This is a genomic window from Tropicibacter naphthalenivorans, from assembly GCF_900176475.1.
GTDB classification, from domain to species: Bacteria; Pseudomonadota; Alphaproteobacteria; order Rhodobacterales; family Rhodobacteraceae; genus Tropicibacter; species Tropicibacter naphthalenivorans.
On the sequence record NZ_FWXX01000002.1, the window covers coordinates 41,153 to 64,899 of the forward strand.

Below are 23,747 nucleotides of genomic sequence, written 5' to 3' on the forward strand. Positions count from 1 at the left end.
ATAACGGGCTTTGGGCTTTAGTTATTCACGAAATTGAATGCGGACATAACCCGCTGTGGCTGCCAAAAATGATCGCGGCCAATAACAGAAGGAGGAGCCCGGTGGACTACACCGCGAAACTCGACGAAGCCTTGAACCGCCTGCACGAAGAGGGCCGTTACCGGACCTTTATCGACATCGAACGCAAGAATGGTCAGTTCCCGCACGCCGTCTGGACCAAGCCCGATGGCAGCGAACAGCCGATCACCGTGTGGTGTGGCAACGACTATCTTGGCATGGGGCAACACCCCGTCGTGCTCGCGGCCATGCACGAGGCGATCGACGCCACCGGCGCGGGCTCTGGCGGGACGCGGAATATTTCGGGCACCACCGTTTACCACAAGGCGCTGGAGGCCGAGCTGGCCGACCTGCACGGCAAAGAGGCGGCGCTGCTGTTCACCTCTGCCTATGTGGCCAACGACGCGACTTTGTCGACGCTGCCGAAACTCTTCCCCGGTCTCATTATCTATAGCGACGAGCTGAACCACGCCTCGATGATCGAAGGGGTGCGCCGCAACGGCGGGGCCAAGCGTATCTTTAAGCACAACGACGTGGCCGATCTGCGCGCCAAGCTCGAGGCCGACGATCCCGCAGCGCCCAAGCTGATCGCCTTTGAATCGGTTTATTCGATGGACGGCGATTTTGGCCCGATCAAGGAAATCTGCGATCTGGCGGATGAATTCGGCGCGCTGACCTACATCGACGAAGTGCACGCGGTGGGCATGTACGGCCCGCGCGGCGGCGGCGTGTGCGAACGCGACCGGCTGATGCACCGCATCGACATCATCAACGGCACGCTGGCCAAGGCCTATGGCGTGATGGGCGGCTACATCGCCGCGTCGGAAAAAATGTGTGACGCTGTGCGGTCTTATGCGCCGGGCTTCATCTTTTCGACCTCGCTGTCGCCGGCTCTGGCGGCGGGTGCGCGCGCCTCGGTTGCGTTCCTGAAAACGTCCGAGGGGCAAAAGCTGCGCGATCAGCACCAGACGCAGGCCAAGATCCTCAAGACCCGTCTGAAAGGTCTGGGGATGCCGATCATCGACCACGGCAGCCACATCGTGCCGGTCATCGTCGGCGATCCGGTCCACACGAAAAAGCTGTCGGATATGCTGCTCGAGGGCTTTGGCATCTACGTGCAGCCGATCAACTTCCCGACCGTGCCACGTGGCACCGAACGGCTGCGCTTTACGCCGTCTCCGGTGCATGGCCCCAAGGAGATGGACGCGCTGGTCAGCGGCATGGACCAACTCTGGAGCCACTGTGCGCTGAATCGTGCCGAACTGGCGGGGTAGCGCCTAGAAAACCTGTCAAATCCCTTGCCTTGTGTTAATCTGGGCTCAATAACCGGGCGACACGAATCGTGAGCGCCCGGGGATGGGCAGGCACTGGGGCGGACAGGACGATGGGGCAGACCGTATGATCGGGCGTTACACCCAAGATCAACACGATCATTCTGATTCTAGTCAAAATGGCTACGATGATTTCACCATGAGTCTGGGTGATCTCATGCGCGGGGAACGTGCGACGCTGGGCAAATCTCTGCTCGACGTGCAGCGCGAATTGCGCATCAAGGCCAGCTATATCGCCGCCATTGAAAACTGCGACCCCGACGCCTTTGACACCCCCGGTTTCATCGCCGGTTACGTGCGGTCCTATGCGCGCTACTTGGGCATGGACCCGGACGAAGCCTTTGCCGGGTTCTGCCGCGAAAGCGGGTTTTCGGTCGCGCATGGTATGTCCTCGCAGGCCTCCGTGGTGCGCAAATCGCCGCTGGCCTCGGACAAGCCGCGCGCCAAGTCGCGCAACCCGCTGGCCGAGCCGAATTTGCCTTTCGCCCCCAGCAGCGACTCGTTCCTGTCGCGGATCGAACCGGGCGCGGTGGGCTCTTCGCTGGTGCTGGTCGCTCTGATCGCGGGGATTGGCTATGGCGGCTGGTCGGTTTTGAAAGAGGTGCAGCGCGTTCAGGTGACCCCGGTGGATCAGACCCCGGTGGTGCTGTCCGAACTGGACCCGTTGGATGCGGCTATGGCGCCGCAAGCCCCTGAAATGCCTCAGGATGTTGCCGCGGGTGTGTTTTCGCCGCCGACCTCCGAAGCGTTTGATCGCCTTTATCGCCCGCAAGCCTTGGACGTGCCGGTCTTGGTGGCGCGGGATGCGCCGATCTCCACCCTCGATCCCGAAAGTGTGGGCGTGTTTAGCCAAGCGCGGGGCAGCGCCTTGCCGCAGGTGCAGGACAGCTCCTTGGCCGCCGTGGCGCTGGCCGAAGGTTTGGCCGCCCAGCCCGGCGCAACGCCGCCCGCAACGCTGTCGTCCGGCGTCAGCCTGATCGCGGCGCGCGATGCCTGGGTCGAGGTCACGGACCAGAACGGCAAGGTATTGATCAGCCAGAACATGGCGGCGGGCGATACCGTTTCGGTCCCGGCCTCTGCGGTTGATCCGCGCCTGATCGTGGGCGAATCCGGCGCGCTGTATTTCAACGTCGATGGCACGGTCTACGGACCGGCGGGCAAGGCGGGCTATCCCACGTCAAATATTTCCGTGGTTCCGCAAGAGCTTATGGCGCGCTACGCGCCGGTCGACGCGTCCACGGACACCGATTTGCTGACCGCCATGGTCGCGCAGGGCTTGCAGGCGACACCCACCGCCGATCCCGTTCAGACGGCAGAGGCCGCGCCGGCGCCGATCGCCACGCCGATGATGCCCAAGGTGCTGGCCGATGCCGCGCCGGGAATCACCGTGGTCGCCACGGCGGAAACCTGGGTCGAGGTCACCGCACCCTCTGGCAAAAAGCTGTTCGCCCAGACTTTGAAGGCTGGGCAGACCTACCAGGTGCCGCAGACTGACCAGCCGCCGACGATCTTTTCCGGCAACGCGGGCGGCGTTTATTTTGCCGTGAACGGCCAGACCTACGGCCCCTACGGGCAAAGCGGTCAATTCGGTCGCAACCTTGCGCTGTCGCCGGATGCGATCACGCAAAAGATGCAGGTCGCCGACCTGCGGCAGAATCAGACCTTGGCCAAGGTGGTCGCCGAGCTGAACCTGCAAGCGCAGCGGCCTGGGCAGTAAACTCGCGCAAAACAGTGACGATTTGGTGAATTTCAGGACGCCCCGACTGGAGAAATCCGGCGGGGCGTATTACCTGTCGGGCACCGCTTCCAAAAGGGGAACCTACCGATGAGCCTCAACCACGTCCGCCCTTGGCGCAACATCTATCGCCGCAAGTCGCGCCAGATCATGGTGGGCAATGTGCCGGTGGGGGGCGACGCGCCGATCAGCGTGCAGACCATGACGAACACGGTCACCACCGACGTCAAGGGCACCATCGCGCAGGTCTTGGCGGCGGCAGAGGCTGGCGCGGACATCGTGCGCGTGTCGGTCCCGGACGAGGCCTCGGCCAAGGCGCTGCGCGAGATCACCCGCGAAAGCCCGGTGCCGATCGTGGCGGACATCCACTTTCACTACAAACGCGGGATCGAAGCGGCCGAGGCAGGCGCGGCCTGCCTGCGGATCAACCCCGGCAACATCGGCTCCGAAGAGCGCGTGCGCGAGGTCATCAAGGCGGCGCGTGACCACAACTGCTCGATCCGCATTGGCGTGAACGCAGGCTCCTTGGAAAAACACCTGCTGGAGAAATACGGCGAGCCGTGCCCCGAGGCGATGGTCGAAAGCGGTTTGGACCATATCAAGATCCTGGAAGACAACGACTTTCACGAGTTCAAGATCAGCGTGAAGGCGTCGGACGTGTTTCTGTCGGCGGCGGCCTACCAAGCGCTGGCCGAAGTGACGGACAAGCCGATCCATCTTGGGATCACCGAGGCGGGCGGGCTGACCTCTGGGACGATCAAATCGGCGATTGGGCTGGGCAACCTGCTGTGGATGGGGATTGGCGATACGATCCGCGTGTCGCTGTCCGCCGATCCAGTCGAAGAGGTCAAGGTCGGCTATGAGATCCTGAAATCGCTGGGGCTGCGGCACCGGGGCGTCAATATCATTTCCTGCCCCAGCTGCGCGCGTCAGGGGTTTGACGTGATCAAGACCGTGGAAGCGCTGGAAAAGCGGCTGGAACATATCAAGACGCCCATGAGCCTGTCGATCATTGGCTGCGTGGTGAATGGACCTGGCGAAGCCTTGATGACCGATGTTGGGTTTACCGGCGGCGGCAATGGCGCGGGAATGGTATATCTGGCGGGCAAGCAGAGCCACAAGATGAGCAACGAGCAGATGGTCGATCACATCGTCGAGCAGGTGGAACAGCGCGCGGCGCAGATCGAAGCGGCAGAGGCCGACGCCGCCGAGTGAGGCCCGCGGGGACCAAATCTTTTTCAAAAGATTTGCAAATTCCTTGGAAGGAATTTGGCCGCTCAGTCCGACAGGTAGCGCGCCAGCACAAAGCTGGGCATGGGCCCGCGGATCAGCCGGTCTGGCATGACGTAAGACGGCACGATGTCCAGCGTCATGCGGGCCATCAATCTTGCGGTTTCGCCGTCGTCGATGTCCAAAACGTTGACGGCCACACCTAGCCCCTGCAAGTCGGCCAAGCTCGCGTCACACTCCGGGCAATCCGGGGCGACAAAAACCGCGATTTTTTCGCCCTTCGGGAACAGCAAAGCCGCGTCCGCCGCGATGCGCGCGAGATCTGCGGCCTTTTCCGCCGCGTAGGGATCAGAGACCTCTGGCGACGACAGCGCATTCAGGCGCTGCCGCAGGTCTTGGGCCTCGGCCCCCAAAGGAACCGAGGCGAGCAGCGCGAAAGCTGCCAGACGGATCACTCCGCCGCGCGCTCTTGGGCAACGATCTGCTGCATGGCGGGCAGGGGCGCATAGCCGCGCACCATCTGGTCGCCAAACACAAAGCTCGGCGTACCGTTGATCTGCATCGCCTGCGCCAGCTGGCGGGTGTCGGCGATGCGGCGCAGCACTTCGTCGCTGTCCATCTCGGCCATGATCGCGTCGACATCCAGACCCAGCGTATCCGCGAGGCGGGTCAGCGGGCCCTTTCCCGGGTTCCCTTCGAGCGCGATCAGCGCATCATGGACTTGCTTATAGGCCTCGTCGCCGGCGACGATCTGCGTTGCGATGGCAAATTTGGCAGAGATCAGAGACGCGTCCCCCAGGATCGGGAACTCTTTGATAATCAGGCGGATATTCCCATCCGATGCGATGAGCTCTTCGACTTCGGGCTGCGCCTTGCGGCAGTAGCCACAGCGGTAGTCCATGAACTCGATCACGGTCACGTCGCCGTCCGGGTTGCCGCCCACCCAAGAGTAGCCGTCGTTCACCAGCGCCTCGTAGTGGTCCTGAACCAGCTGGTCGTCGGCGGCGGCCGCGGCGTTTTGCTGGCGTTCCTCCAGAACGGCGACGGCCTCCATGATGACTTCGGGGTTTTCCATCAGGTAGGCGCGCACGGCCTCGCCAAAGGCGGCGCGCTGCGCGTCGCTCATGGTGGCCGGGTCAAAGGCGTCCTGCGCGCTGGCGGCACCGGCCATCAGGCAAAGCGCGGCGGCGGTGGTGCGCAGACCCGCAAAGGAAGAAAGGGTTTTCAGCATGGATCTCTCCGTTGGGTTGAATTTATCGGCGCTTTGCCTGCTTTGCTGCGAATAACACATCTTGGGCGCGTTGCCACGGGGCGGATCCGCTCGGCAGGCGGTCGGCGGCGCGTTTGGCGTGCAGGGCGGCGTCCTCTAACCGGCCTTGCAGGGCAAAGCGTTCTGCCGTGGCCAGCGACGCCATGGCGGGTTGGTTCAGCTTGGCGTAAGCGATGGCCAGATCGCGTTGGACCCGGATGTCGGTGTAATCGCGGCCCCGCGCGGCCTCGAGTGCGCCAAGCGCCTGTTTCGGCTGGCCCGCCGCCAGATAGGCCCGCCCCAGACCGCCAAGGATCAGCGCTTCACGCGGGGCGGCCTTGGCGGCGGACTGATAGACCTGCACGGCGGCGCCAAACTGGCGCGATTCCAGCAGGATCTGGCCTTTGAGCTCCATCAAAAAGGGATCGCCCTTGCGCAACGCCAGCGCGCCGTCGATGGCCGTCAGCGCCTTTTTCAGGTTCGACTGGCGGTGATAGGCCACCGCCTCGCGCATCAGCGCAATGTCCTGCGAGCCGCTGTCCTTCAGCCGCCGCAACGTCCAGCTGGGCGCGCGTTTGAACGCCGTCAGCTTGCCGCGCGCCCGCGCGTACCAATAGTTTGCGGCGGCGTTGGGCGGATGCGACGGGGCGGCGGCGACCAACCCCTTGAGCGCGCGCAGACGGTCGCGCGACAGCGGATGAGAGCGCATATAAGGGTCTTGCCGGGCGCTCGACAGCGCCTCTTGGCCGCGAAACAGGTCCTGAACCTCGACCGCGCCCTGGGGGTTGATCCCGGCGCGGCTCAGATAGCGGACCGAAGACATATCGGCCGCCGACTCCTCGGCCCGGGTGTGGCTGAGGAACAATCGCATGGCCGAACTGCCCGCGCCAATCGCCAGTCCCGCCGTCGCCTTGGCATTGCCCGACGCCGCGCCCGCCGCCGCCGCCAAGGCAAGCCCCAGCGTGGCGGCACTTTGCGCCGTGCGCATGTTCGACAGCCTCCGCGAGATATGGCCGTTGGCGATATGCGCCGCCTCATGGGCGATCACCGCCTGAATTTCCGGCGCGCTGTCCAGCTTCATGATCAGGCCCGAGTGGATAAAGATGTGCCGATGGTCGATGACAAAGGCGTTCAGCGACGGATCGTCGATCACCACCACCTTGATCCGGCTGGCATTCAGCCCGGCGGCGGTCAGGATCGGCTTGGCTAATTGCCCCAGCGCGTATTCGATATCCGCATCGCGCAGCAGCCGCACCCCGGCCTGCACGGGCTGGGCGAAAATCAGCATAGCCGCCATGACAAAAGCCATCATCCGGGTCGGGGTCATTGACGAGGCACCTTTCACACTCGTAGGTCGTAGGGCGCACAGTAGAGAGGCAGACATGCGGAATTCAAGTCGTGGGAACGTCGATCCCTTTATCGTGATGGATGTGATGGAGGCCGCGCGGCAGGCCGAGGCGGACGGACGCCACATCATCCACATGGAGGTGGGCCAGCCCGGCACGCCTGCGCCCGCTGCGGCGCGCGATGCTTTGGCCGCTGCGATGAAGGACGACTCGCTGGGCTACACGGTGGCCTTGGGCCTGCCGGCCTTGCGCGCGCGGATCGCGAAACTCTACGGGGAGTGGTACAACGTCGACCTTGACCCGGCGCGGGTGGTGGTGACGCCGGGCTCTTCGGGCGGGTTCATCCTTGCGTTCTCGGCGCTGTTCGATGCGGGCGACCGGGTGGCCTTGGGGCGGCCCGGCTATCCGTCCTATCGGCAAATCATGAAGGCCATGGACCTTGTGCCGGTCGAGGTGGAATCGCGCGCGGAAAACCGCCTACAGCCGACGCCAGAAGATCTGGCCCAGATTGATTACCAAGGGTTGATGGTCGCCAGCCCGGCGAATCCCACCGGGACGATGCTGGATCGGGGCGCACTGGCGGCGCTGATAGACGCCTGTCAGGCCAAGGGCGCGTCCTTCCTGTCGGATGAGATTTACCACGGCATCGAATACGACAAAAAGGCCGTCACCGCGCTGGAGATCAGCGACGATGTCTGCGTCATCAACTCTTTTTCCAAGTATTTTTCGATGACCGGCTGGCGCGCCGGGTGGCTGGTGCTGCCCGAGGCGAACATCCGGCAAGTGGAAAGGCTTGCGCAAAACATGTTCATCTGCGCGCCGCACGCCTCGCAGGTGGCGGCCCTTGCGGCGATGGACGCTGGGATCGAGCTGGAGGCCAATATGCAGGTCTACCGCGCCAACCGCGCCATGATGCTGGACGGGCTGCCCAAGGTCGGGTTTGACCGCATCGCGCCGCCCGATGGGGCGTTCTACGTCTATGCGGATGTGAGCCATCTGACGGGCGACAGCCGCGCCTTTGCCGCTGAGATCCTTGACAAAGCCGGGGTCGCGGTGACGCCGGGGCTGGACTTTGACCCCGACCGCGGCGCGGGGACCTTGCGCTTTTCCTACGCGCGCTCGACGGCGGATATCGCCGAAGGGCTCGAACGTTTGGGCAAGTTCATGCGCAACCGGGGCGTGATCGACTAGGGGCGCGATCTTGTGAGGTGCACTGTGCGTCGTGGACTGCTAGGCTGGGGCAAAACCGGGAACCGGGACGGATGAGCAGAGCATTTTCATGGATGGCGGCGCTGGTGCTGTGTGCCGCGCAGGCGGGCGCGCAAGAGGCGTCGGGCCAAGAAACGTCAGGTCTGGCGCGCTTTGAGGCGGGGCAGATCAGCGACGCGATGTTTGGCGGCACCACGTTGGAGCTGGCGCTGAGCCAAGGCGTGCCGTGGCGGGCCTTTACCCTGACCGACCCGATGCGGCTGGTCTTGGATTTCCGAGAGGTGGATTGGCAAGGCGCGGACGCGCAGGTTTTGGACCAGAGCGAGGCGGTGACGGCTTTGCGCATGGGCGCGTTCCGCCCCGGCTGGTCGCGTCTGGTGGCCGAATTGTCCGAGCCTTTGCGGATCGAGCAAGCGGGCCTGTCGGTGTCCGAGGACACGGGGCAGGCCGGTTTGACGGTTGTCTTGAAAGGCACCAGCGCGGCGGCGTTCGAGGCGTCGGCGGGGATGCCGCGCGATCCGACTTGGGACCGACCCGCGCCAAGCGCCCATGCGCCCAAGGCGGCGGCGTCGGGCCGTCCGGTGATCGTGCTCGACCCCGGTCATGGCGGCATTGACCCCGGCGCCGAGCGCGACGGGTTTTCCGAGGCCGATCTGGTGCTGCGCTTTGCGCTGGAATTTCGCGAGGTGCTGCTGCGCACCGGGCAATACGACGTGGTGATGACCCGCGAGAGTGACCAGTTCGTGTCGCTCGAAGGGCGGGTGAGCTTTGCCCATGAGGTTGGCGCGGACCTGTTTATCTCTTTGCACGCCGATGCCTTGGACGAAGGGCGCGCGCATGGCGCGTCGGTCTATACCTTGGCCGAAGAGGCGTCGGACGCGGCCTCGGCGGCGCTGGCCGAGCGGCACGACCGCGATGATTTGCTGGCGGGCCTCGATTTGTCGGGGGCCGATGACCGGGTGGCGCAGGTGTTGATGGATCTGGCGCGGCTGGACAATACGCCGCGCAGTCAGGCCTTGGCCGGGCATCTGGTGGGCGGGATCAAGAATGCCTTGGGACAGGTGCACAAGCGGCCCCTGCGGCAGGCGGGGTTTTCGGTTCTGAAGGCGGCGGATATTCCGTCTGTGCTGGTGGAGCTTGGGTTTTTGTCGACAGAGCAAGACCTTGCGAACCTGCGCGACCCGATCTGGCGCGCCGGGATGGCGGCGGGCCTGCGCGATGGGATTGCGGCCTGGGCGGTGGAGGATGCGGCGCTGGCGCGGTTGCGGCGGCAGTAGCGTGTGACGATGGCGGGTCTGGGGGGCGCTGCCCCCCAAAGCCTGCGGCTTTCCCCCCGGGATATTTTTAAAGAGAAGAAAGTGGGCCGTGGGATAGGGGGAGAGGGCGTCGGCGGTTCCCCGCGCGGATGTGTTTTGACCGGATGGCGCTTGGCGTATAAGGAAGGCGCGAGCAGATAAGGGGCCACTTACGTGCTGCGATTCATCTTTTCTTTCTTCGGCGGGATTTTCGCTGTTGTGACCATGGGCGCGATGATGACTGCGCTGACCATCGGGGCGGTGTTCTGGATGTATGGGCGCGATTTGCCCAGCCACGAGCATCTGGCGCAATACACGCCGCCGACCATCAGCCGGATTTATTCGGTCGAGGGGCAGGTCATCGATGAATTCGCCCAGGAGCGGCGGTTGTTCACCCCGGCGGCAGAGATCCCCGATCTGGTCAAGCAGGCTTTTGTCAGCGCCGAGGACAAGTCGTTTTATACCCACAACGGCTATGATCCGCGGGCGATTGTTTCGGCGGCGATTGACACGGCGCGCGGCAACACGCGCGGGGCGTCGACCATCACCCAGCAGGTGATGAAGAACTTTTTGCTGTCCGGCGATCGCAAGGCCGAGCGTAAGATCAAGGAGATCATCCTGGCCTCGCGCGTGGAATCGGCGCTGAGCAAGGAGAAGATCCTCGAGCTTTACCTGAACGAGATTTTCCTTGGCCAGAACTCTTATGGTGTGGCGGCCGCGGCGCAGGTTTATTTCAACAAGACGCTGAGCGAGCTGGCCCCGCATGAGGCGGCCTTTTTGGCGTCGATGCCCAAGGCACCCGGCAGTTTCCACCCCGTGCGCCGCAAGGAGCGGTTGCGCGAGCGTCGGGACTATGTGCTCGAAGAGATGAAGGAAAACGGCTATATCAGCGAGGCGGTCTATGAGCGCGAGGTGGCGATGCCGCTGCGGTCGGTGCAGAACGGCGACTTTGAGCCCTATCAGAACGCCTTGCCGCCGCGCGACTATTTCACCGATGAAATCCGCCGACAGCTGAGCCGGGATTTCGGCGAGGAGCAGTTTTTTTCCGGCGGGTATAGCGTGCGGGCGACCTTGGACCCCGAGATGCAGGTCGAGGCGGCGACCTCTTTGCGCCGTCAGCTGGAGCAATACGACCGTGGCTTGGGCGTTTGGAACGGCACGGGCAAGACCATCCCCGCCGAGGCGCTGAGCAGCGAGGACAGCTGGCGCGCGGCGCTGGCGGATGTGCGCGTGGCGCGGGACGTGGATCTGGACCATCCGTGGCTACCGGCGGTGGTGCTGGAGGTGCGCGAGAACGAGCTGGTGATCGGCATAGAAGGCGTGTCCAGCGATGATCCGCGCGGAAACCGCGTGCCGCGCTCTGACACCTCTTGGTTCAAGGGCAACCTGTTCGACAACTTTGAAAAGGGTGACGTGATCCATGTGCGCCAGATGACCGAGGACGGCAGCGGCGCGTTTATCCGTTGGTCCTTGCGGCAGATCCCCAAAGTGCAGGGCGGGTTCATGGCGATGGACGTGCACACGGGCCGGGTGATCGCCATGCAGGGGGGCTTTAGCTACCAGCATTCGGTGTTTAACCGCGCAACGCAAGCAAAGCGCCAGCCGGGGTCGAGCTTTAAGCCCTTTGTTTACGCCTCGGCTTTGGATAGTGGCTATACGCCCGCGACCATCGTTGTGGACGCCCCGATCGAGATCAACACGCCGCAGGGGGTGTGGCGTCCGCAGAACGCGTCGCGTCAGTATTATGGCCCGACGCCGCTGCGCACGGGGATTGAACGGTCGCGGAACCTGATGACCATTCGTCTGGCGCAAGAGGTGGGCATGGATGTGGTCGCCGATTATGCCGAGAAATTCGGGGTGTATGACAACATGGGGCGGGTTCTGGCCAACGCTCTGGGCGCGGATGAGACGACCTTGTACCGGGTTGTGGCGGCCTATGCCATGTTCGCCAACGGCGGTGAGCGGGTGGAACCGACGCTGATCGACCGGGTGCAGGATCGCTATGGCTCTTCGATCTACAGCCACGATGCGGCGGACGGGAACAAGCGGGTCTGCGTGGATTGTGACAACCCGGAGCTCAATCCGGGTCGGTCCCCGCGCATCGTCAACGAACGCGAGCGGGTGATGAACGCCGTGACCGCCTATCAGCTGACTTCGATGATGCGCGGCGTGGTGCAGCGCGGGACGGCGTCGAAATACGTCAACCTGCCGGTGCCCACGGCGGGCAAGACCGGCACCACCAACGACGCCAAGGACGTGTGGTTCGTGGGCTTTACGTCCAACATCGTGGCGGGTTGCTACATCGGTTATGACACGCCGCGCAGCCTTGGGCGCGGGGCGTCGGGCGGCGGCTTTTGCGGGCCGGTGTTCAACCGCTTTATGCAAAAGGCGATCAAGAAATACGGCGGCGGTGAGTTCAAGGTCCCCGAGGACTGCCAGTTCATCAACATCGACCGCTTTTCCGGCGCGCGTCTTGGGGCGGATGCCTCGGGCGACAACGTGGTGTCCGAGTGTTTCCGTCAGGGCGAAGAGCCGGTGTTCGGCATTCAGTTTGACGGTGGCTTTGCCATGTCGGGCAGCTTTGACCTGATCCGGCCCGATGGCTCGACGCAGGCCCAGGAGGTGACGACCTCGACCGGGAAAAAGGCTGTGGTTGGCCCCAAGGCAGGGTTTGGGTCGCTGTCCTCGGGCGGGTTGTACTGATCTGATTTGACTGCGAAAACGCCCCGCCGAGGTTTGTCCTTGGCGGGGCGTTTTGCGTTTTATGGTTCCGCGAAATCCTGCGCGAGGTCCAAGAGCAGCGACAGCACATCTGCCTCAAGGTCATCGCCGAGCACCCCCTTGGCGCGCCACGCGATGGACAGCGCCGCCTTGGCCGCCGCCCAAGCCGCCAGCCGCGCCGGATCGACATCCAGCCCTTCGGCAAAGATGTGCAGGCGGGCGCTTTGGTGATCGCGGTCGCGCTGCAACTTCGCGCAGCCCTTGGGATTGCGCATGGCATTGGCCAGCTCATAGGCCGGATCGCCGAGGATGCCCTTGGCGTCGATGGCCTTTGGGTGGGCGCCGACGATCACGTTGTCGTGGTGCAGATCGCCGTGCAAGGGACGCACCTTGTGATCGGTGGTTAGCATCCGCCGGGCCAGATCCCCGGCAAGGCCCATGTCGCGGCGCAAACCTTCGGGACAGTTGGGCGCGTATTGCAGGTTGAACAGATCGCCAAACCACAGCTCCAGCCGGGGCAGGCGGCTGAGGTCGGGCAGGGGCACCGCGTGCAACGCGCGGGCGACCAAGGCCAGCCGCTGGCAGGCGTCCAGATCAAAGCCCTTGCGGCTGTCCTCGCCCAGCAAGGGGCCGGGAATATACTCCATCAGCAGCGCGCCGGGGCCTTCGCCAAGGATCTGCACACAGGCCAGGGGGGCGCTTTCGGACCACAGGTTCATCAGGGCGATTCCCGACGCCTCATTGCCGAAATGCCCCTCTCGGTAGAGTTTCAGCACGCAAGGTGCCCCGTCGATGCCAAGCGCCTTGTAAAGCTGCGCGTGGGGCGTATTTGTCAGCGCCGTGACCTCTGTCAGCGCAAAGCCCTCGATGGCATCGTGTAATCTGTCGTCCAAGGCAAAGCCCCCGTCTTGCTACGTCCTTGGTCCCTTGGTATCACGCAGCACCCGAAGGGACGAGACAGGATCAAACCGATGCGCGCAGAAGCTCAGAACAACGCCGACAAGGTGCAAAAATCCATCGACTTGCTGGCGCAGCGGTTGGGGGCGGAAACGGCGCAGCACCGGCTGGAGGAATTCAACGCCCGGGTTGAGGACCCCAACCTGTGGGACGACCCGGCGGCGGCGCAAAAGCTGATGCGTGAGCGGCAGGCCTTGGTCGATGCGATCGAGACCTACGAGTCGATCAAGCAAGAGCTTGAAGATCAGGTCGAGCTGATCGAGATGGGCGAGATGGAAGACGACGAGGAAATCGTCGCAGAGGCCGAAGGCGCGCTGAAAGCGCTGGTCGAGAAGGCCGCCAAGAAAGAGCTCGAGGCGTTGCTGGACGGCGAGACCGACGGCAACGATGCGTTCTTGGAAATCAAGGCGGGCGCGGGCGGCACCGAAGCCTGCGACTGGGCGTCGATGCTGGCGCGGATGTATGTCCGCTGGGCCGAGAGCCGCGGCTTTGAAGTAGACCTGCAAGAAGAGACCCCCGGCGCCGAAGCGGGCATCAAATCGGTGACCTATCAGATCAAGGGCAAGAACGCCTATGGCTGGCTGAAGTCCGAAAGCGGCACGCACCGGCTTGTGCGGATTTCGCCCTTTGGCAAAGGCACGCGCGAGACGTCTTTTGCCGCCGTGGGCGCGTATCCAGTGATCGACGACAACATCGAGATCGAGGTGAACCCGGCGGATATCCGCATCGACACCTATCGCTCGTCCGGTGCGGGCGGGCAGCACGTGAACACCACCGACTCGGCGGTGCGGATCACCCACCACCCCACGGGGATCGTGGTGACCTCGTCGGAAAAATCGCAGCACCAGAACCGCGACATCGCCATGAAAGCGCTGAAATCGCGCCTCTACCAGTTGGAACTGGACCGCCGCAATGCCGAGGTGAACGCGCTGCACGAGGCCAAGGGCGACGCAGGCTGGGGCGCGCAGATCCGCAGCTACTTCTTGCAGCCCTACCAGTTGGTGAAAGACCTGCGGACGAACTACGAAACCTCGGACAGCCAAGGCGTGCTGGACGGCGACCTTGACCCGTTCATGGAAGCCACGCTGGCCATGCAGGTCGCGGGCAAGAGCCGGGCAGACGCGCGCGGGGACGAGTAACCAAATCTTTTATCAAAAGATTTGCAAATTCCTTTTTTAAGGAATTTGCCCCCGCGTGACTTGAGAAAACTTTTTTGATCTAAATCAAAAATTTATGGCTTCGGCGTCTTGCCTGAGGCCGCCCTAGCCCTTTTACTGGACATCAGGTCATGTTCAGGGGAGGGACACATGCCCGATACACCTAAACCCGGTGTGCCGGATCTTGGCACCGTCGCGTTTTCGACTTTGGCAGAGGCGCTGCGCCGCGGTCTCGCCGATCTCAAGCGCGCGCCGGGCTTTGCGTTGATCTTTGCTGGGGTTTACATCGTCGGCGGTTGGCTCATGGGGCTGATCACCTGGGCGACGGGGCAGACCTATTGGTTGGTCTTTGCCGCCATCGGCTTTCCCCTGATCGCGCCGTTTGCAGCTGTGGGCTTTTACGATGTCAGCCGCCGGATCGAGCAGGGGCGGCCCTTGGATTGGATGCAGGTCTTTTCCGTCGTGCTCCGCCAGTCCAAACGGCAATTGCCCAGCATCAGCGCCGTGATCATCGTGATCTTTCTGTTCTGGTTCTTCCTTGCCCACATGATCTTTGCGCTGTTCCTTGGCCTGTCGACGATGACCAACGTGTCGTCGTCCTTCGAGGTGTACCTCAGCGCCAATGGTTTGATGATGCTGGCGGTGGGCACTGCCGTTGGTGCGGGCTTTGCCGTAGTGCTCTATATGATCACCGTGCTGTCCCTGCCGCTGCTGCTGGACCGTGAGATCGATTTTGTCACCGCCATGATCACATCCTTCCAATACGTGCAAAATAACGTCGTGGTGATGTTCTCTTGGGCGGCCTTCATTGCGATCGTCACTTTTGTGTCGATGCTGCCGGGCTTTTTGGGCTTGCTGATTTCGCTGCCGGTCCTGGGACATGCCACGTGGCATCTATATGACATGCTGGCCTATGGCACCGAAGCAGCGCCGCAGGGCCGGGAACTGCGCGCATAACCGATGCGCACCGGGCCGTAGGCGCAAGGGCGCAGCCCATCAGGCGATCGGCTGCCCCAGTTTCAGCAGTTGCGCATGGAACGGTGGCAGCTCGCTTGGATCACACAGACCCGCGACACGCGCGGCCGGCAGAATGCGCGCGGGATCGCGCCCGAGGTATTCGTAGACAAGCCGTTCAAACAGCCGCCCGCCGCCGTTTTCGCGCGTTGGACGCGCCGTGTAGCCCTGCCAGTAGTTATTCTCGAACGCCGGAACGCGGGCGAGAAAGTTAAAGGTAAAGGTCGTCGCCCCCCTCCGGCTGACGAAAAAGCCGATGCCATCGTCCTGGCGCATGACGTTGCCGCGAAACTCGCGGTTGGCCAGCGAGCTTTTCAGCCCTTGGGTCGCCATGGCATCCTTGGCCTCAAAGCCCTTGATCAGCACGTCGTCATTGGCGCGAAACACATATAGCAGCCCCTGCACGCATTTGGTTTCGTCCATATAGGACCGGCGGCTAAAGCGATAAAACCCGCTGGGCATTTCCGCTTCGGTCAGGGGCAGGGCCAAGGGACCAAGGAAATCCGCCAAGGCCGGGTTCTGGAAACCACGGGTCTGCACCGGGGCAATCTCTTCGACCGGTTCCAGCAATATGCGCGCGTCGACTTTGAAATGGGTGCAAATGCGGTGCAGCACGTCCGGCCGGGGAAAGCTTTCGCCCGCCAGATAGCGATTGAATTGGGTCCGGTTGATCCCCAGATCACGGCACAATGCCGAAACCGACGCGGCTTGTTGCGCCAACTGACGCAAATTGGCACCAAGCATACTGCGCAATTCAGACGGGGTTGGGCGATGCGACAGCGTGGTCTTCTTTTCGGTGGGGGCCATGCTCGGTCCTCGTGCTCTGGTTTTGCTTTTGTCGATGGATCGGATCGGAAACTCGGTACAGGCACAACCGTAAGTGATGCTTATTCGCGTCGATTTGATGCGATTTGACGCCAAATTTGCCCCTTGGTGGACCAAAAATCAAGACCTCCTCCCGGAATTAGTCCTCTGTTTACCAGTGTTTTCGCGCAATACTTTGTGTGTCAAAGCAGTCGTGAGCGTTATGGAACAACGAATGTTGGGGGTGGTCCTATGGGCCGACCATGCGGATCATCGGGCCGTCATCTGGTGCGAAGACCAGGGTGAGCTGGCCTATTACGCGGCAGCGCAGTCTGCGGCGCAGGGCAATGTCGGTCTGGATGTGGGCGATTTGATCGAATTTGACATGCGCCGCGTGCGCAATTGTCGTTTGGCGGCCAAAGTACAGCGTCTTGGCCGGGGATATGCGCGCGATTTGCCCAAAGCGCTGCGGGCAAATGCCGCCAATCCAGCCGCAACTGCAACGCAGGGGCAAAAACGCCCAGCCGCGAAGAAATCAAAGACTGTCGATAATATCGTGCCGTTTGTCCGCCCGTCCGGCGGCTAATTCGGCCAAGAGGTGCGGTACCGAGTAAAAAACCCCGCAAGGCGCTGGCCTGCGGGGTTTGGTTTTTCCGGTAAAGGCGGGTTTAGACGCCGCGTGCCAAGGCGGCCACGCCGGTGCGCGCCACTTCTTCGAGGCCAAGGGGGCGCATCAGATCGGCAAAGGCGTCGATCTTGTCCGGGGTGCCGGTCAGCTGAAAGACAAAGCTTTCCAGCGTCGAATCGACCACATGCGCGCGAAAGATGTCCGCAAGGCGCAGCGCCTCGACGCGTTTTTCGCCGGTGCCCGCGACCTTGAACAGCGCCAGTTCCCGCTCGACAGAGCTGCCCTCGACGGTCAGGTCATGCACTTCGTGGACCGACACGATGCGGCCCAGCTGCGCCTTGATCTGTTCGATCACCTGCGGCGTGCCCGAGGTGACGATGGTGATACGGCTCAGGTGGCCCTGGTGGTCGACTTCGGCCACGGTGAGGCTGTCGATGTTATAGCCGCGGCCCGAAAACAGGCCGATCACCCGCGCCAGCACGCCGGGTTCGTTTTCGACCAGAACGGCCAAGGTGTGGCTTTCGGTGACGTCCGAAAAGTTGGGACGCAGGTTGTAGGCAGAGTGCTTGCTCGAGCCTTTCTTGATCTTCAGCGGCGACATTTCGGGCGATCCCCATCGTGATATCTGTGGTGGGGTACACTAGCCGCGCCCCCCGCAAATGACCAGAAGCCACGGCCAAGAATTTTTGAAAGCGAATATTAGGAAGCTGCGGGTATGGCTGTGGTGGAGATTCTGGCGCGGAGAGCGGATGGAGCGTGGTCAACAGCTTAACGACGGGACCGAGCCGGCACAGCCTTGCCCCGGCGAAGGCTGTGCGCCCTTGCGCGATCTCGAGGCGCAGCTGCGCCAGCGCAACGCCGAACTGGAGGAAAAGAACCGGCTGCTCACGGATGTTTTGGAAAACATGGGCGAGGGGTTGCTGGTCACCAGCAACGAGGGCGGCGAGATCGCCGACAACCGCATCCTGCTTGTGAACACCGCCTATAAGCGCTTGTTTGGAGTGACGGATGCGGATATCGCGCCGGGAATGCGGGTGCGCGACTACGTGGCGTTTCTGGCGCAGCGCAGCGATCCTGACGGGGTTCAGACGCGGTTTCGCACCTTGACCGAGGCGTTGAAAAAGCGCGAGCCGGTGACCATGGACATCCCCAGTCAGGGAAAGCATTTCCATACCAAGGCGGTGTCGACCGCCAGCGGTGCGCGTGTGTTGGTGCACACCGATGTGACCGAGCTTCAGCACCAACACGAGGCGCTGCGCTCTGCCCGCGATGCGGCCAAGGTGGCGAATCTGGCCAAGAGCAACTTTTTGGCGACCATGAGCCATGAAATCCGCACGCCGATGAATGGCATCGTCGGGATGGTCGAATTGCTGGCAGAGACGACGCTGGACGAAGAGCAATCCGAATTCGTCGAGACGATCCGCTCTTCGGCGCTGGCCCTGACCTCTTTGATCTCTGATATCCTCGATTTCTCCAAGGTCGAGGCGGGGCATCTGGATATCGCGGCCGATCCGTTTGATCTGCACGGTCTGCTGCACGAGATGTGCGATTTGCTGACGCCGCTCGCGGATGCCAAGCAGATCGCCCTGCGGTGTCAGATCGCGCCGGACGTGCCGCAATATGTGGTCGGGGATGCCTTGCGCCTGCGTCAAGTGCTGCTGAACGTAGTGGGAAACGCGATCAAGTTCACCTCGGACGGCAGTGTCAGCGTGCGGGTGGCGCACCGCGAGGACGTGGTGTTCACCGTGACGGACACGGGCATCGGCATCCCGCAGGACCGCTTGCCGCAGATATTTGCGCCCTTCGAGCAGGTCCACAGCGGGCACAGCCGCGCATTCGAAGGCACGGGGCTGGGCCTGGCGATTTCGAAACAGCTGGTGGACGCGATGAACGGGCGGATCGCGGTGCGCTCGCATGAGGGGCAGGGGACAGAGTTCCAAGTCAGCCTGCCCTTGCCGGAACGCGACGCTGCGCAGGATTTGGCGCAGCCGCCGGACATTCCCGACGACATCTGGATCGAAGGGATGCAGATCCTGTTGGTCGAGGACAATCAGACCAACCAAATGGTGGTGCGCAAAATGCTGGAACGGCGGGGGGCGGCGGTGACCGTGGCCAGCAACGGCCAGCAAGCCATTGATCTGTATGATCCCGAAGCCTTTGATGTGGTGCTCATGGATATTTCGATGCCGGTCCTGACGGGGCTGGAGGCTTCGCGCCACATCCGCGCGCGGGAACATCTGAACAACTGGCCGCACCGGCCGATCATCGCGCTGACGGGAAACGCCTTTGCCAAGGATCAACACGAGGCGATGTCCGCAGGCATGGATGGGTTTTTGTCCAAACCCGTGCGGCGCGATGCGCTGCTGTCGGCGGTTGTGCTGCACATGGAATTGGCCAAGAAACGGTAGACCCGCGCGCGGCCAAATTCCTTGAACAAGGAATTTGCAAATCTCTTAGATAAGAGATTTGGCCCCCGCAAAACAAAAGGCGCAAGTGAAACCACTTGCGCCAATCGCTTGTCTTACTTGAGATGGCCTTAGACCAGCACGGCCCCTTTGGCGCCGATGGCGTCCTTGGTCGAGGCCTGGCCCAGCAGCATCTTGTTGTGCGGCTCGCCCGACGGGATCATGGGGAAGCAGTTTTCGTGCTTTTCCACGAGGCAGTCAAAGACCACCGGGCCGTCGTATTTGATCATCTCCATGATCGCGTCGTCCAGGTCCGCCGGATCCGAGATCGAGATGCCCTTGCAGCCGAACGCCTCGGCGAGCTTGACGAAATCGGGCAGCGATTCCGACCACGAGTGCGAGTAACGCTCGCCGTGCAGCAACTCTTGCCACTGGCGCACCATGCCCAGACGTTCGTTGTTCAGGATGAACTGTTTCACCGGCAGCATGTATTGCACCGCGGTCCCCAGCTCTTGCATGTTCATCAGCCAGGACGCTTCGCCCGCCACGTTGATCACGAGGCTGTCGCGATGCGCCATCTGCACGCCAATCGACGCCGGGAAGCCGTAGCCCATGGTCCCGAGGCCGCCCGAGGTCATCCAGCGGTTGGGGTCTTCGAAGCCCAAATACTGCGCCGCCCACATCTGGTGCTGGCCCACTTCGGTGGTGATGTAGCGATCCATGCCCTTGGTCAACGCCTCAAGACGGGCAAGCGCGTGCTGCGGTTTGATGGTCGGGCCGTCCTGTTTGAAGGACAGGCAATCGACGGCCTTCCACTCTTCGATCTGCGCCCACCACTTGGCCAGGCCCTCGCGGTTGACCTTGCGGCCACGCGATTTCCACAGGTTCAGCACGTCTTCGAGCACATGGGCGATGTCGCCAACGATCGGGTAGTCCGCCTTGACAACCTTGTTGATCGAGGACGGGTCGATGTCGATATGCGCTTTCTTCGAGTTCGGGCTGAACGCATCGAGGCGGCCGGTGATCCGGTCGTCAAAACGCGCGCCGATGTTGATCATCAGATCGCAGCCGTGCATCGCCATGTTCGCCTCGTAGAGGCCGTGCATCCCCAGCATCCCCAGCCAGGACTTGCCCGACGCCGGGTAGGCGCCCAGACCCATCAGGGTCGAGGTGATCGGGAAACCCGTCGCTTCGGTAAACTCACGCAGCAGCTGCGAGGCCGCCGGGCCAGAGTTGATCACGCCGCCACCGGTGTACAGGATCGGACGCGCGGCATTTTCCAGCGCTTCGACCAGCGTCAGGATCATCTCCTGATCGCCCTTGAGCTGCGGCTGGTAATGCGAGGTGTTCACCTTTTGCATCGGCTGATACTGCGCGCTTGCGAACTGCACATCCTTGGGGATGTCCACCAGCACCGGACCCGGACGGCCAGAGCGCGCCACGTGGAAGGCCTGGTGGATCGTCTCGGACAGCTTTTCCGTCTCTTTCACCAGCCAGTTGTGTTTGGTGCAGGGGCGGGTGATGCCCACGGTGTCCGCTTCCTGAAAGGCGTCAGAGCCGATCATAAAGGTCGGCACCTGGCCGGACAGAACCACGATCGGGATCGAGTCGAGCAAAGCGTCGGTCAGGCCGGTCACAGCGTTGGTTGCGCCGGGGCCAGAGGTCACCAGCACGCAGCCAACCTTGCCGGTCGAGCGGGCATAGCCTTCGGCCATGTGCACGGCGCCCTGTTCGTGGCGCACCAAAACGTGCTTGATGCCGTTTTGCTGAAAAATCTCGTCATAAATCGGTAGTACGGCACCGCCGGGATAGCCGAATACCGTGTCCACACCCTGATCCTTGAGGGCTTGGACTACCATTTTCGCTCCGGTCATTTGACGTGTCATACTGTTTCTCCGTTCACGACACTGCGTTATGCGTATAAAAAAGCCCCCGTCCGGGTTGGCGGGGGCGCATGGGGTCCTGTTAGGGAAACCGTTACCGGCCCATGCGCCAAATTCCTACAATTACAAGCAGGGTGCTCATACCCGAGTGCTCCTTAATACGCGCGTGGACATTATGTCCGGGGCGGGGCAGCGTCAACCGCACATCGGTGAAAAATATGTCGCATGGGGCGCTTTTTCTTTGCGAAAATTTCGCGAAGCGATCTTTGGGCGTAATGTGCCCTGCGAAAATGCGGTTGCGCGGGCGGAATCGTGTCGATCTGTGCGAAAATCCGCAGGGTATGGTGCGCAAATCGCGCTTTGCAACATTGCGCGCGCGTTCGTGAATTGTCTGTGTGGTGGGTTTCGTGGGAACACTATCCCAGCAGAGGCCAGCAGCCATAGGAGGCCAGTTATGACCCGCAACATGTTTTACCGCGATTTCACCCTGTGCAAGGCGACGGCTCTGGTGGGTCTGATGGCCTTGGCCGCCGCTTTGGGGGGCGTGCCGCATCCCCATCTGGATCAGGCCGGGGCCGAGTTCGAAAGCTACATCCAGCCGGTGTACCTGATCGAGCAGTCCGACTGCGACAGCGCCAAGGGCACGCTTCTTTAACTACAGGTTCGCGCCTGTACCTTGCAGCACACCATGTTCCAGCGCGTAGCGGGTCAGGCCCGCGGTGCTGGAAATGCCCAGCTTGCGCTTGATGTTCTTGCGGTGGGTTTCCACCGTGCGCACGGAAATATCCAGCGCCAAGGCCACCTCTTTGTTCGACTTGCCCTGCGCCAGTTCCAGCAGCACCGTCTGTTCGCGGTTGGTCAGCTGCTCGCGGCTGGGGCTGTCGGGGGTCAGCGCGCCTTCGGCCCCGGTGCACAGGTAGCGCGCGCCGGTCATCACCGTATCAATCGCAAGCTTGATTTCCTCGGTCGGCACGTCCTTGAGGATGTAGCCGCGCGCGCCGTGGCTCAGCGCGTTCGAGATATACTCGGGCGTGTCGTGCATGGACAGGATCAGGATGCGCGTATCGGGGGCGCGTTCAAGGATCATCTCGGTGGCCGACAGCCCGCCAAGCCCCGGCATGTTCAGGTCCATCAGGATCACGTCCGGGGACAGCTCATCGAGCCGGTCGATGATCTGCTGGCCATCGGACAGGGTCGCCACCACGTCGATGTCGTCATAGCTTTCAAGAATGGCCTCGATCCCTTCGGCCACCATGGGGTGATCGTCGACAACAACGACTTTGGTCATGCGTGTCCCTTTGTTTGGCTAGGCGCGCCTTCGGGCGGCAACAGGTGCGTCAGCGGCACCTGCGCTTCGATAACCGTGCCAGATTTCGAGGACAAGACGCGCAACGTCCCGCCCAGCTGATCCATGCGCTCTTGCATGTTTTTCAGGCCAATCCCAGAGTGAGAGCGGCTTTCCCCAAGGCCGACGCCATTGTCCGCCACGCGCAAAGTGGCCCCGGCACGGTGGCCGCGCAGGTCCAGCGTCACCTCGGACGCGGCGGCGTGGCGTTCAACGTTGGTCAGGGCCTCTTGGGCGATGCGATAGAGCGCGATCTTGGCGTCCTGATCCAGACGGTTGCGAAAGACGCTGGTGTCAAAGTGGGTCTGGATGCCGGTGCGGGTGCGGAAATCATCCGTCAGCGTTTTCAGCGCAGGCCCAAGGCCAAGGTCATCCAGCACGCCGGGGCGCAAATCGCGGCTGATGCGGCGGACCTCTTGGATCGCTTGCGACAGGTTGCCGATGCCCTTGTCCAGCGTTTCAGGCGCGCGCGGGTCGCCGGTGCTGATCCTGCGGCGGGTGATGTCCAGCGCGTATTTCACCCCCACGAGGATCTGGCTGATGCCGTCGTGCAGCTCGCGCGCCACGCGCCCGCGTTCCTCTTCCTGGGCGTCGAACACCCGCTGCGTCAGTTCCTTGAGCTTCGCGTCGGCCAGGCGCCGCTCGCGGACGTTGATCACCATCCCAGAGGCGAACACCAGCAAGAGCGCGGCCAGCGTGATCCCCCCGATATAAAAGAAGGTGCGCTGAACGCGGGCCTCGACCTCGGCGCGGGTGGCGGCGACGCTGGCGAGCACATCGTCGATGAACACGCCGGTGCCCACCGCCCACCGCCAACTGGGGAAAGACGTCACGTATGTGATCATCCGCGCCTCTTGCCCGGTGGTGGGCTTGGGCCAGAGGTGTTCCACGTAACCAGCGCCCGCGCGGGCGGTATAGATGAACTCCTGGACGACCTTGGTGCCTTCGCTGTCCTCCAGCCCCCAGACGTTTTCGTTGATCAGACCGGTCTGGCGCGGCGACACCAGATTGTTGCCGTCATAGTCATAGACAAAGAAAAACCCCTCATCGCCGTAGATCATCGCGGACAGGATCTGCATCACCTGCTGCTTGGCGTCCTCGTCATCGGGGGCGGCGCTGCCGTAGATAAAGTAGAACCCGTTGCGCGCTTGGGTCACGTAGTTGCGCAGCTCGCGCTTCTTCGCCTCGATCAGCTGGGTTTCGAGCTGGCGGATTTCCCGGTCGGCCAGCGCGCGCGACTGCGCCGCCACCAGCACGGCAATCGCCGACACCGCCAGAACCAGCGGCACGGTCGCCAGCAGGAACAGCTTTTGCCGATAGGTCAGCCGAAGAAAGGACATCGCGCGGGACATGTGGGCCAGTGTATGCGCTGGAACGGGCA

The 23,747-nt window shown here is 62.7% G+C and carries 20 protein-coding genes; 11 read left to right on the plus strand and 9 right to left on the minus strand.

The window, feature by feature from the left end; all coding sequences use genetic code 11:
- Window positions 1-101 precede the first annotated feature (101 nt).
- The 3 genes from hemA to ispG all read left to right on the plus strand — a co-directional run bounded on the left by hemA (window position 102) and on the right by ispG (window position 4,338).
- Window positions 102-1,331, plus strand: coding sequence for a 5-aminolevulinate synthase (gene hemA, locus B9A11_RS04570; RefSeq protein WP_058247054.1), 1,230 nt, complete (start codon window positions 102-104; stop codon window positions 1,329-1,331).
- 196 nt (window positions 1,332-1,527) lie between these two features.
- Window positions 1,528-3,105, plus strand: a complete 1,578-nt coding sequence (locus B9A11_RS04575) for a RodZ domain-containing protein (protein WP_234988730.1) — start codon at window positions 1,528-1,530, stop codon at window positions 3,103-3,105.
- A gap of 108 nt (window positions 3,106-3,213) precedes the next feature.
- Window positions 3,214-4,338, plus strand: a complete 1,125-nt coding sequence (ispG, locus tag B9A11_RS04580; protein WP_058247052.1) for a flavodoxin-dependent (E)-4-hydroxy-3-methylbut-2-enyl-diphosphate synthase — start codon at window positions 3,214-3,216, stop codon at window positions 4,336-4,338.
- 62 nt (window positions 4,339-4,400) lie between these two features.
- On the opposite strand, the gene B9A11_RS04585 is transcribed toward ispG, so the two are convergent.
- The 3 genes from B9A11_RS04585 to B9A11_RS04595 are packed head-to-tail and all read right to left on the minus strand — an operon-like array spanning window position 4,401 to window position 6,929.
- The gene (locus B9A11_RS04585) at window positions 4,401-4,808 is read right to left on the minus strand and encodes a thioredoxin domain-containing protein (protein ID WP_058247051.1); all 408 of its coding nucleotides are present in this window, start codon (window positions 4,806-4,808) and stop codon (window positions 4,401-4,403) included.
- Window positions 4,805-5,584: a DsbA family protein gene (locus tag B9A11_RS04590; RefSeq protein WP_058247050.1), complete on the minus strand. Its 780-nt coding sequence runs from the start codon at window positions 5,582-5,584 to the stop codon at window positions 4,805-4,807. The genes B9A11_RS04585 and B9A11_RS04590 overlap by 4 nt, the downstream gene beginning before the upstream one ends.
- Window positions 5,585-5,606: 22 nt before the next feature.
- Entirely contained in the window at window positions 5,607-6,929 is a 1,323-nt protein-coding gene (locus tag B9A11_RS04595) for a M48 family metalloprotease (protein ID WP_058247049.1), read from the minus strand.
- Between the two features lie 55 nt (window positions 6,930-6,984).
- Between B9A11_RS04595 and B9A11_RS04600 the strand changes: the two genes are divergently transcribed.
- From B9A11_RS04600 to B9A11_RS04610, 3 genes are all read left to right on the plus strand, one after another.
- On the plus strand, window positions 6,985-8,139 hold the full coding sequence (locus tag B9A11_RS04600; protein WP_058247048.1) for a pyridoxal phosphate-dependent aminotransferase: 1,155 nt from the start codon (window positions 6,985-6,987) through the stop codon (window positions 8,137-8,139).
- Window positions 8,140-8,210: 71 nt separating this feature from the next.
- Window positions 8,211-9,434 (plus strand): N-acetylmuramoyl-L-alanine amidase, encoded by a 1,224-nt coding sequence (locus B9A11_RS04605; protein WP_058247047.1) that lies wholly within the window; start codon window positions 8,211-8,213, stop codon window positions 9,432-9,434.
- A gap of 192 nt (window positions 9,435-9,626) precedes the next feature.
- Complete coding sequence (locus B9A11_RS04610) at window positions 9,627-12,155, plus strand: penicillin-binding protein 1A (protein WP_058247046.1); 2,529 nt, start codon at window positions 9,627-9,629, stop codon at window positions 12,153-12,155.
- Between the two features lie 59 nt (window positions 12,156-12,214).
- Here the strand turns inward: B9A11_RS04610 and B9A11_RS04615 are convergent, their stop codons facing one another.
- Entirely contained in the window at window positions 12,215-13,066 is an 852-nt protein-coding gene (locus tag B9A11_RS04615; protein ID WP_058247045.1) for an aminoglycoside phosphotransferase family protein, read from the minus strand.
- 78 nt (window positions 13,067-13,144) lie between these two features.
- Here B9A11_RS04615 and prfB point away from each other — a divergent pair, with 78 nt between their 5' ends.
- Together prfB and B9A11_RS04625 are read left to right on the plus strand one after the other, a co-directional pair.
- Window positions 13,145-14,269 carry a peptide chain release factor 2 gene (gene prfB / locus B9A11_RS04620; protein ID WP_058247044.1) on the plus strand — a complete coding sequence of 375 codons (1,125 nt, stop codon included), beginning with the start codon at window positions 13,145-13,147 and terminating at the stop codon, window positions 14,267-14,269.
- 168 nt (window positions 14,270-14,437) lie between these two features.
- Window positions 14,438-15,244, plus strand: coding sequence for a DUF2189 domain-containing protein (locus B9A11_RS04625; RefSeq protein WP_058247043.1), 807 nt, complete (start codon window positions 14,438-14,440; stop codon window positions 15,242-15,244).
- A 39-nt stretch (window positions 15,245-15,283) separates the two neighbouring features.
- Here B9A11_RS04625 and B9A11_RS04630 read toward each other — a convergent pair whose 3' ends face one another.
- Complete coding sequence (locus B9A11_RS04630) at window positions 15,284-16,108, minus strand: helix-turn-helix domain-containing protein (protein ID WP_234988732.1); 825 nt, start codon at window positions 16,106-16,108, stop codon at window positions 15,284-15,286.
- A gap of 76 nt (window positions 16,109-16,184) precedes the next feature.
- Here B9A11_RS04630 and B9A11_RS04635 point away from each other — a divergent pair, with 76 nt between their 5' ends.
- Window positions 16,185-16,691: a hypothetical protein gene (locus B9A11_RS04635; protein WP_143595798.1), complete on the plus strand. Its 507-nt coding sequence runs from the start codon at window positions 16,185-16,187 to the stop codon at window positions 16,689-16,691.
- 82 nt (window positions 16,692-16,773) lie between these two features.
- On the opposite strand, the gene ilvN is transcribed toward B9A11_RS04635, so the two are convergent.
- On the minus strand, window positions 16,774-17,334 hold the full coding sequence (gene ilvN / locus B9A11_RS04640) for an acetolactate synthase small subunit (RefSeq protein ID WP_058247041.1): 561 nt from the start codon (window positions 17,332-17,334) through the stop codon (window positions 16,774-16,776).
- A gap of 148 nt (window positions 17,335-17,482) precedes the next feature.
- Between ilvN and B9A11_RS04645 the strand changes: the two genes are divergently transcribed.
- Window positions 17,483-19,141, plus strand: a complete 1,659-nt coding sequence (locus B9A11_RS04645) for an ATP-binding protein (protein ID WP_058247040.1) — start codon at window positions 17,483-17,485, stop codon at window positions 19,139-19,141.
- Between the two features lie 128 nt (window positions 19,142-19,269).
- Here the strand turns inward: B9A11_RS04645 and B9A11_RS04650 are convergent, their stop codons facing one another.
- On the minus strand, window positions 19,270-21,024 hold the full coding sequence (locus B9A11_RS04650; protein ID WP_058247039.1) for an acetolactate synthase 3 large subunit: 1,755 nt from the start codon (window positions 21,022-21,024) through the stop codon (window positions 19,270-19,272).
- A 451-nt stretch (window positions 21,025-21,475) separates the two neighbouring features.
- On the opposite strand from B9A11_RS04650, the gene B9A11_RS04655 reads away from it, so the two are divergent.
- Window positions 21,476-21,676 carry a hypothetical protein gene (locus B9A11_RS04655; protein ID WP_058247038.1) on the plus strand — a complete coding sequence of 67 codons (201 nt, stop codon included), beginning with the start codon at window positions 21,476-21,478 and terminating at the stop codon, window positions 21,674-21,676.
- Here B9A11_RS04655 and B9A11_RS04660 read toward each other — a convergent pair whose 3' ends face one another.
- Both B9A11_RS04660 and B9A11_RS04665 read right to left on the minus strand, forming a co-directional pair.
- Entirely contained in the window at window positions 21,677-22,309 is a 633-nt protein-coding gene (locus tag B9A11_RS04660; protein ID WP_058247037.1) for a response regulator transcription factor, read from the minus strand. It lies immediately after the preceding gene.
- Window positions 22,306-23,706: a cache domain-containing protein gene (locus tag B9A11_RS04665; protein ID WP_234988733.1), complete on the minus strand. Its 1,401-nt coding sequence runs from the start codon at window positions 23,704-23,706 to the stop codon at window positions 22,306-22,308. The genes B9A11_RS04660 and B9A11_RS04665 overlap by 4 nt, the downstream gene beginning before the upstream one ends.
- Window positions 23,707-23,747: the final 41 nt, after the last annotated feature.

Coding starts and splice junctions, on each gene's coding strand:
- B9A11_RS04665 (WP_234988733.1), bottom strand. CDS start 23,706: ATGTCCTTTCTTCGGCTGACCTATCGGCAAAAGCTGTTCCTGCTGGCG.
- B9A11_RS04650 (WP_058247039.1), bottom strand. CDS start 21,024: ATGACACGTCAAATGACCGGAGCGAAAATGGTAGTCCAAGCCCTCAAG.
- ispG (WP_058247052.1), top strand. CDS start 3,214: ATGAGCCTCAACCACGTCCGCCCTTGGCGCAACATCTATCGCCGCAAG.
- B9A11_RS04600 (WP_058247048.1), top strand. CDS start 6,985: ATGCGGAATTCAAGTCGTGGGAACGTCGATCCCTTTATCGTGATGGAT.
- ilvN (WP_058247041.1), bottom strand. CDS start 17,334: ATGTCGCCGCTGAAGATCAAGAAAGGCTCGAGCAAGCACTCTGCCTAC.
- B9A11_RS04590 (WP_058247050.1), bottom strand. CDS start 5,584: ATGCTGAAAACCCTTTCTTCCTTTGCGGGTCTGCGCACCACCGCCGCC.
- B9A11_RS04635 (WP_143595798.1), top strand. CDS start 16,185: ATGCTTATTCGCGTCGATTTGATGCGATTTGACGCCAAATTTGCCCCT.
- prfB (WP_058247044.1), top strand. CDS start 13,145: ATGCGCGCAGAAGCTCAGAACAACGCCGACAAGGTGCAAAAATCCATC.
- B9A11_RS04655 (WP_058247038.1), top strand. CDS start 21,476: ATGACCCGCAACATGTTTTACCGCGATTTCACCCTGTGCAAGGCGACG.
- B9A11_RS04645 (WP_058247040.1), top strand. CDS start 17,483: ATGGAGCGTGGTCAACAGCTTAACGACGGGACCGAGCCGGCACAGCCT.
- B9A11_RS04660 (WP_058247037.1), bottom strand. CDS start 22,309: ATGACCAAAGTCGTTGTTGTCGACGATCACCCCATGGTGGCCGAAGGG.
- B9A11_RS04575 (WP_234988730.1), top strand. CDS start 1,528: ATGAGTCTGGGTGATCTCATGCGCGGGGAACGTGCGACGCTGGGCAAA.
- B9A11_RS04630 (WP_234988732.1), bottom strand. CDS start 16,108: ATGGCCCCCACCGAAAAGAAGACCACGCTGTCGCATCGCCCAACCCCG.
- B9A11_RS04625 (WP_058247043.1), top strand. CDS start 14,438: ATGCCCGATACACCTAAACCCGGTGTGCCGGATCTTGGCACCGTCGCG.
- B9A11_RS04595 (WP_058247049.1), bottom strand. CDS start 6,929: ATGACCCCGACCCGGATGATGGCTTTTGTCATGGCGGCTATGCTGATT.
- B9A11_RS04605 (WP_058247047.1), top strand. CDS start 8,211: ATGAGCAGAGCATTTTCATGGATGGCGGCGCTGGTGCTGTGTGCCGCG.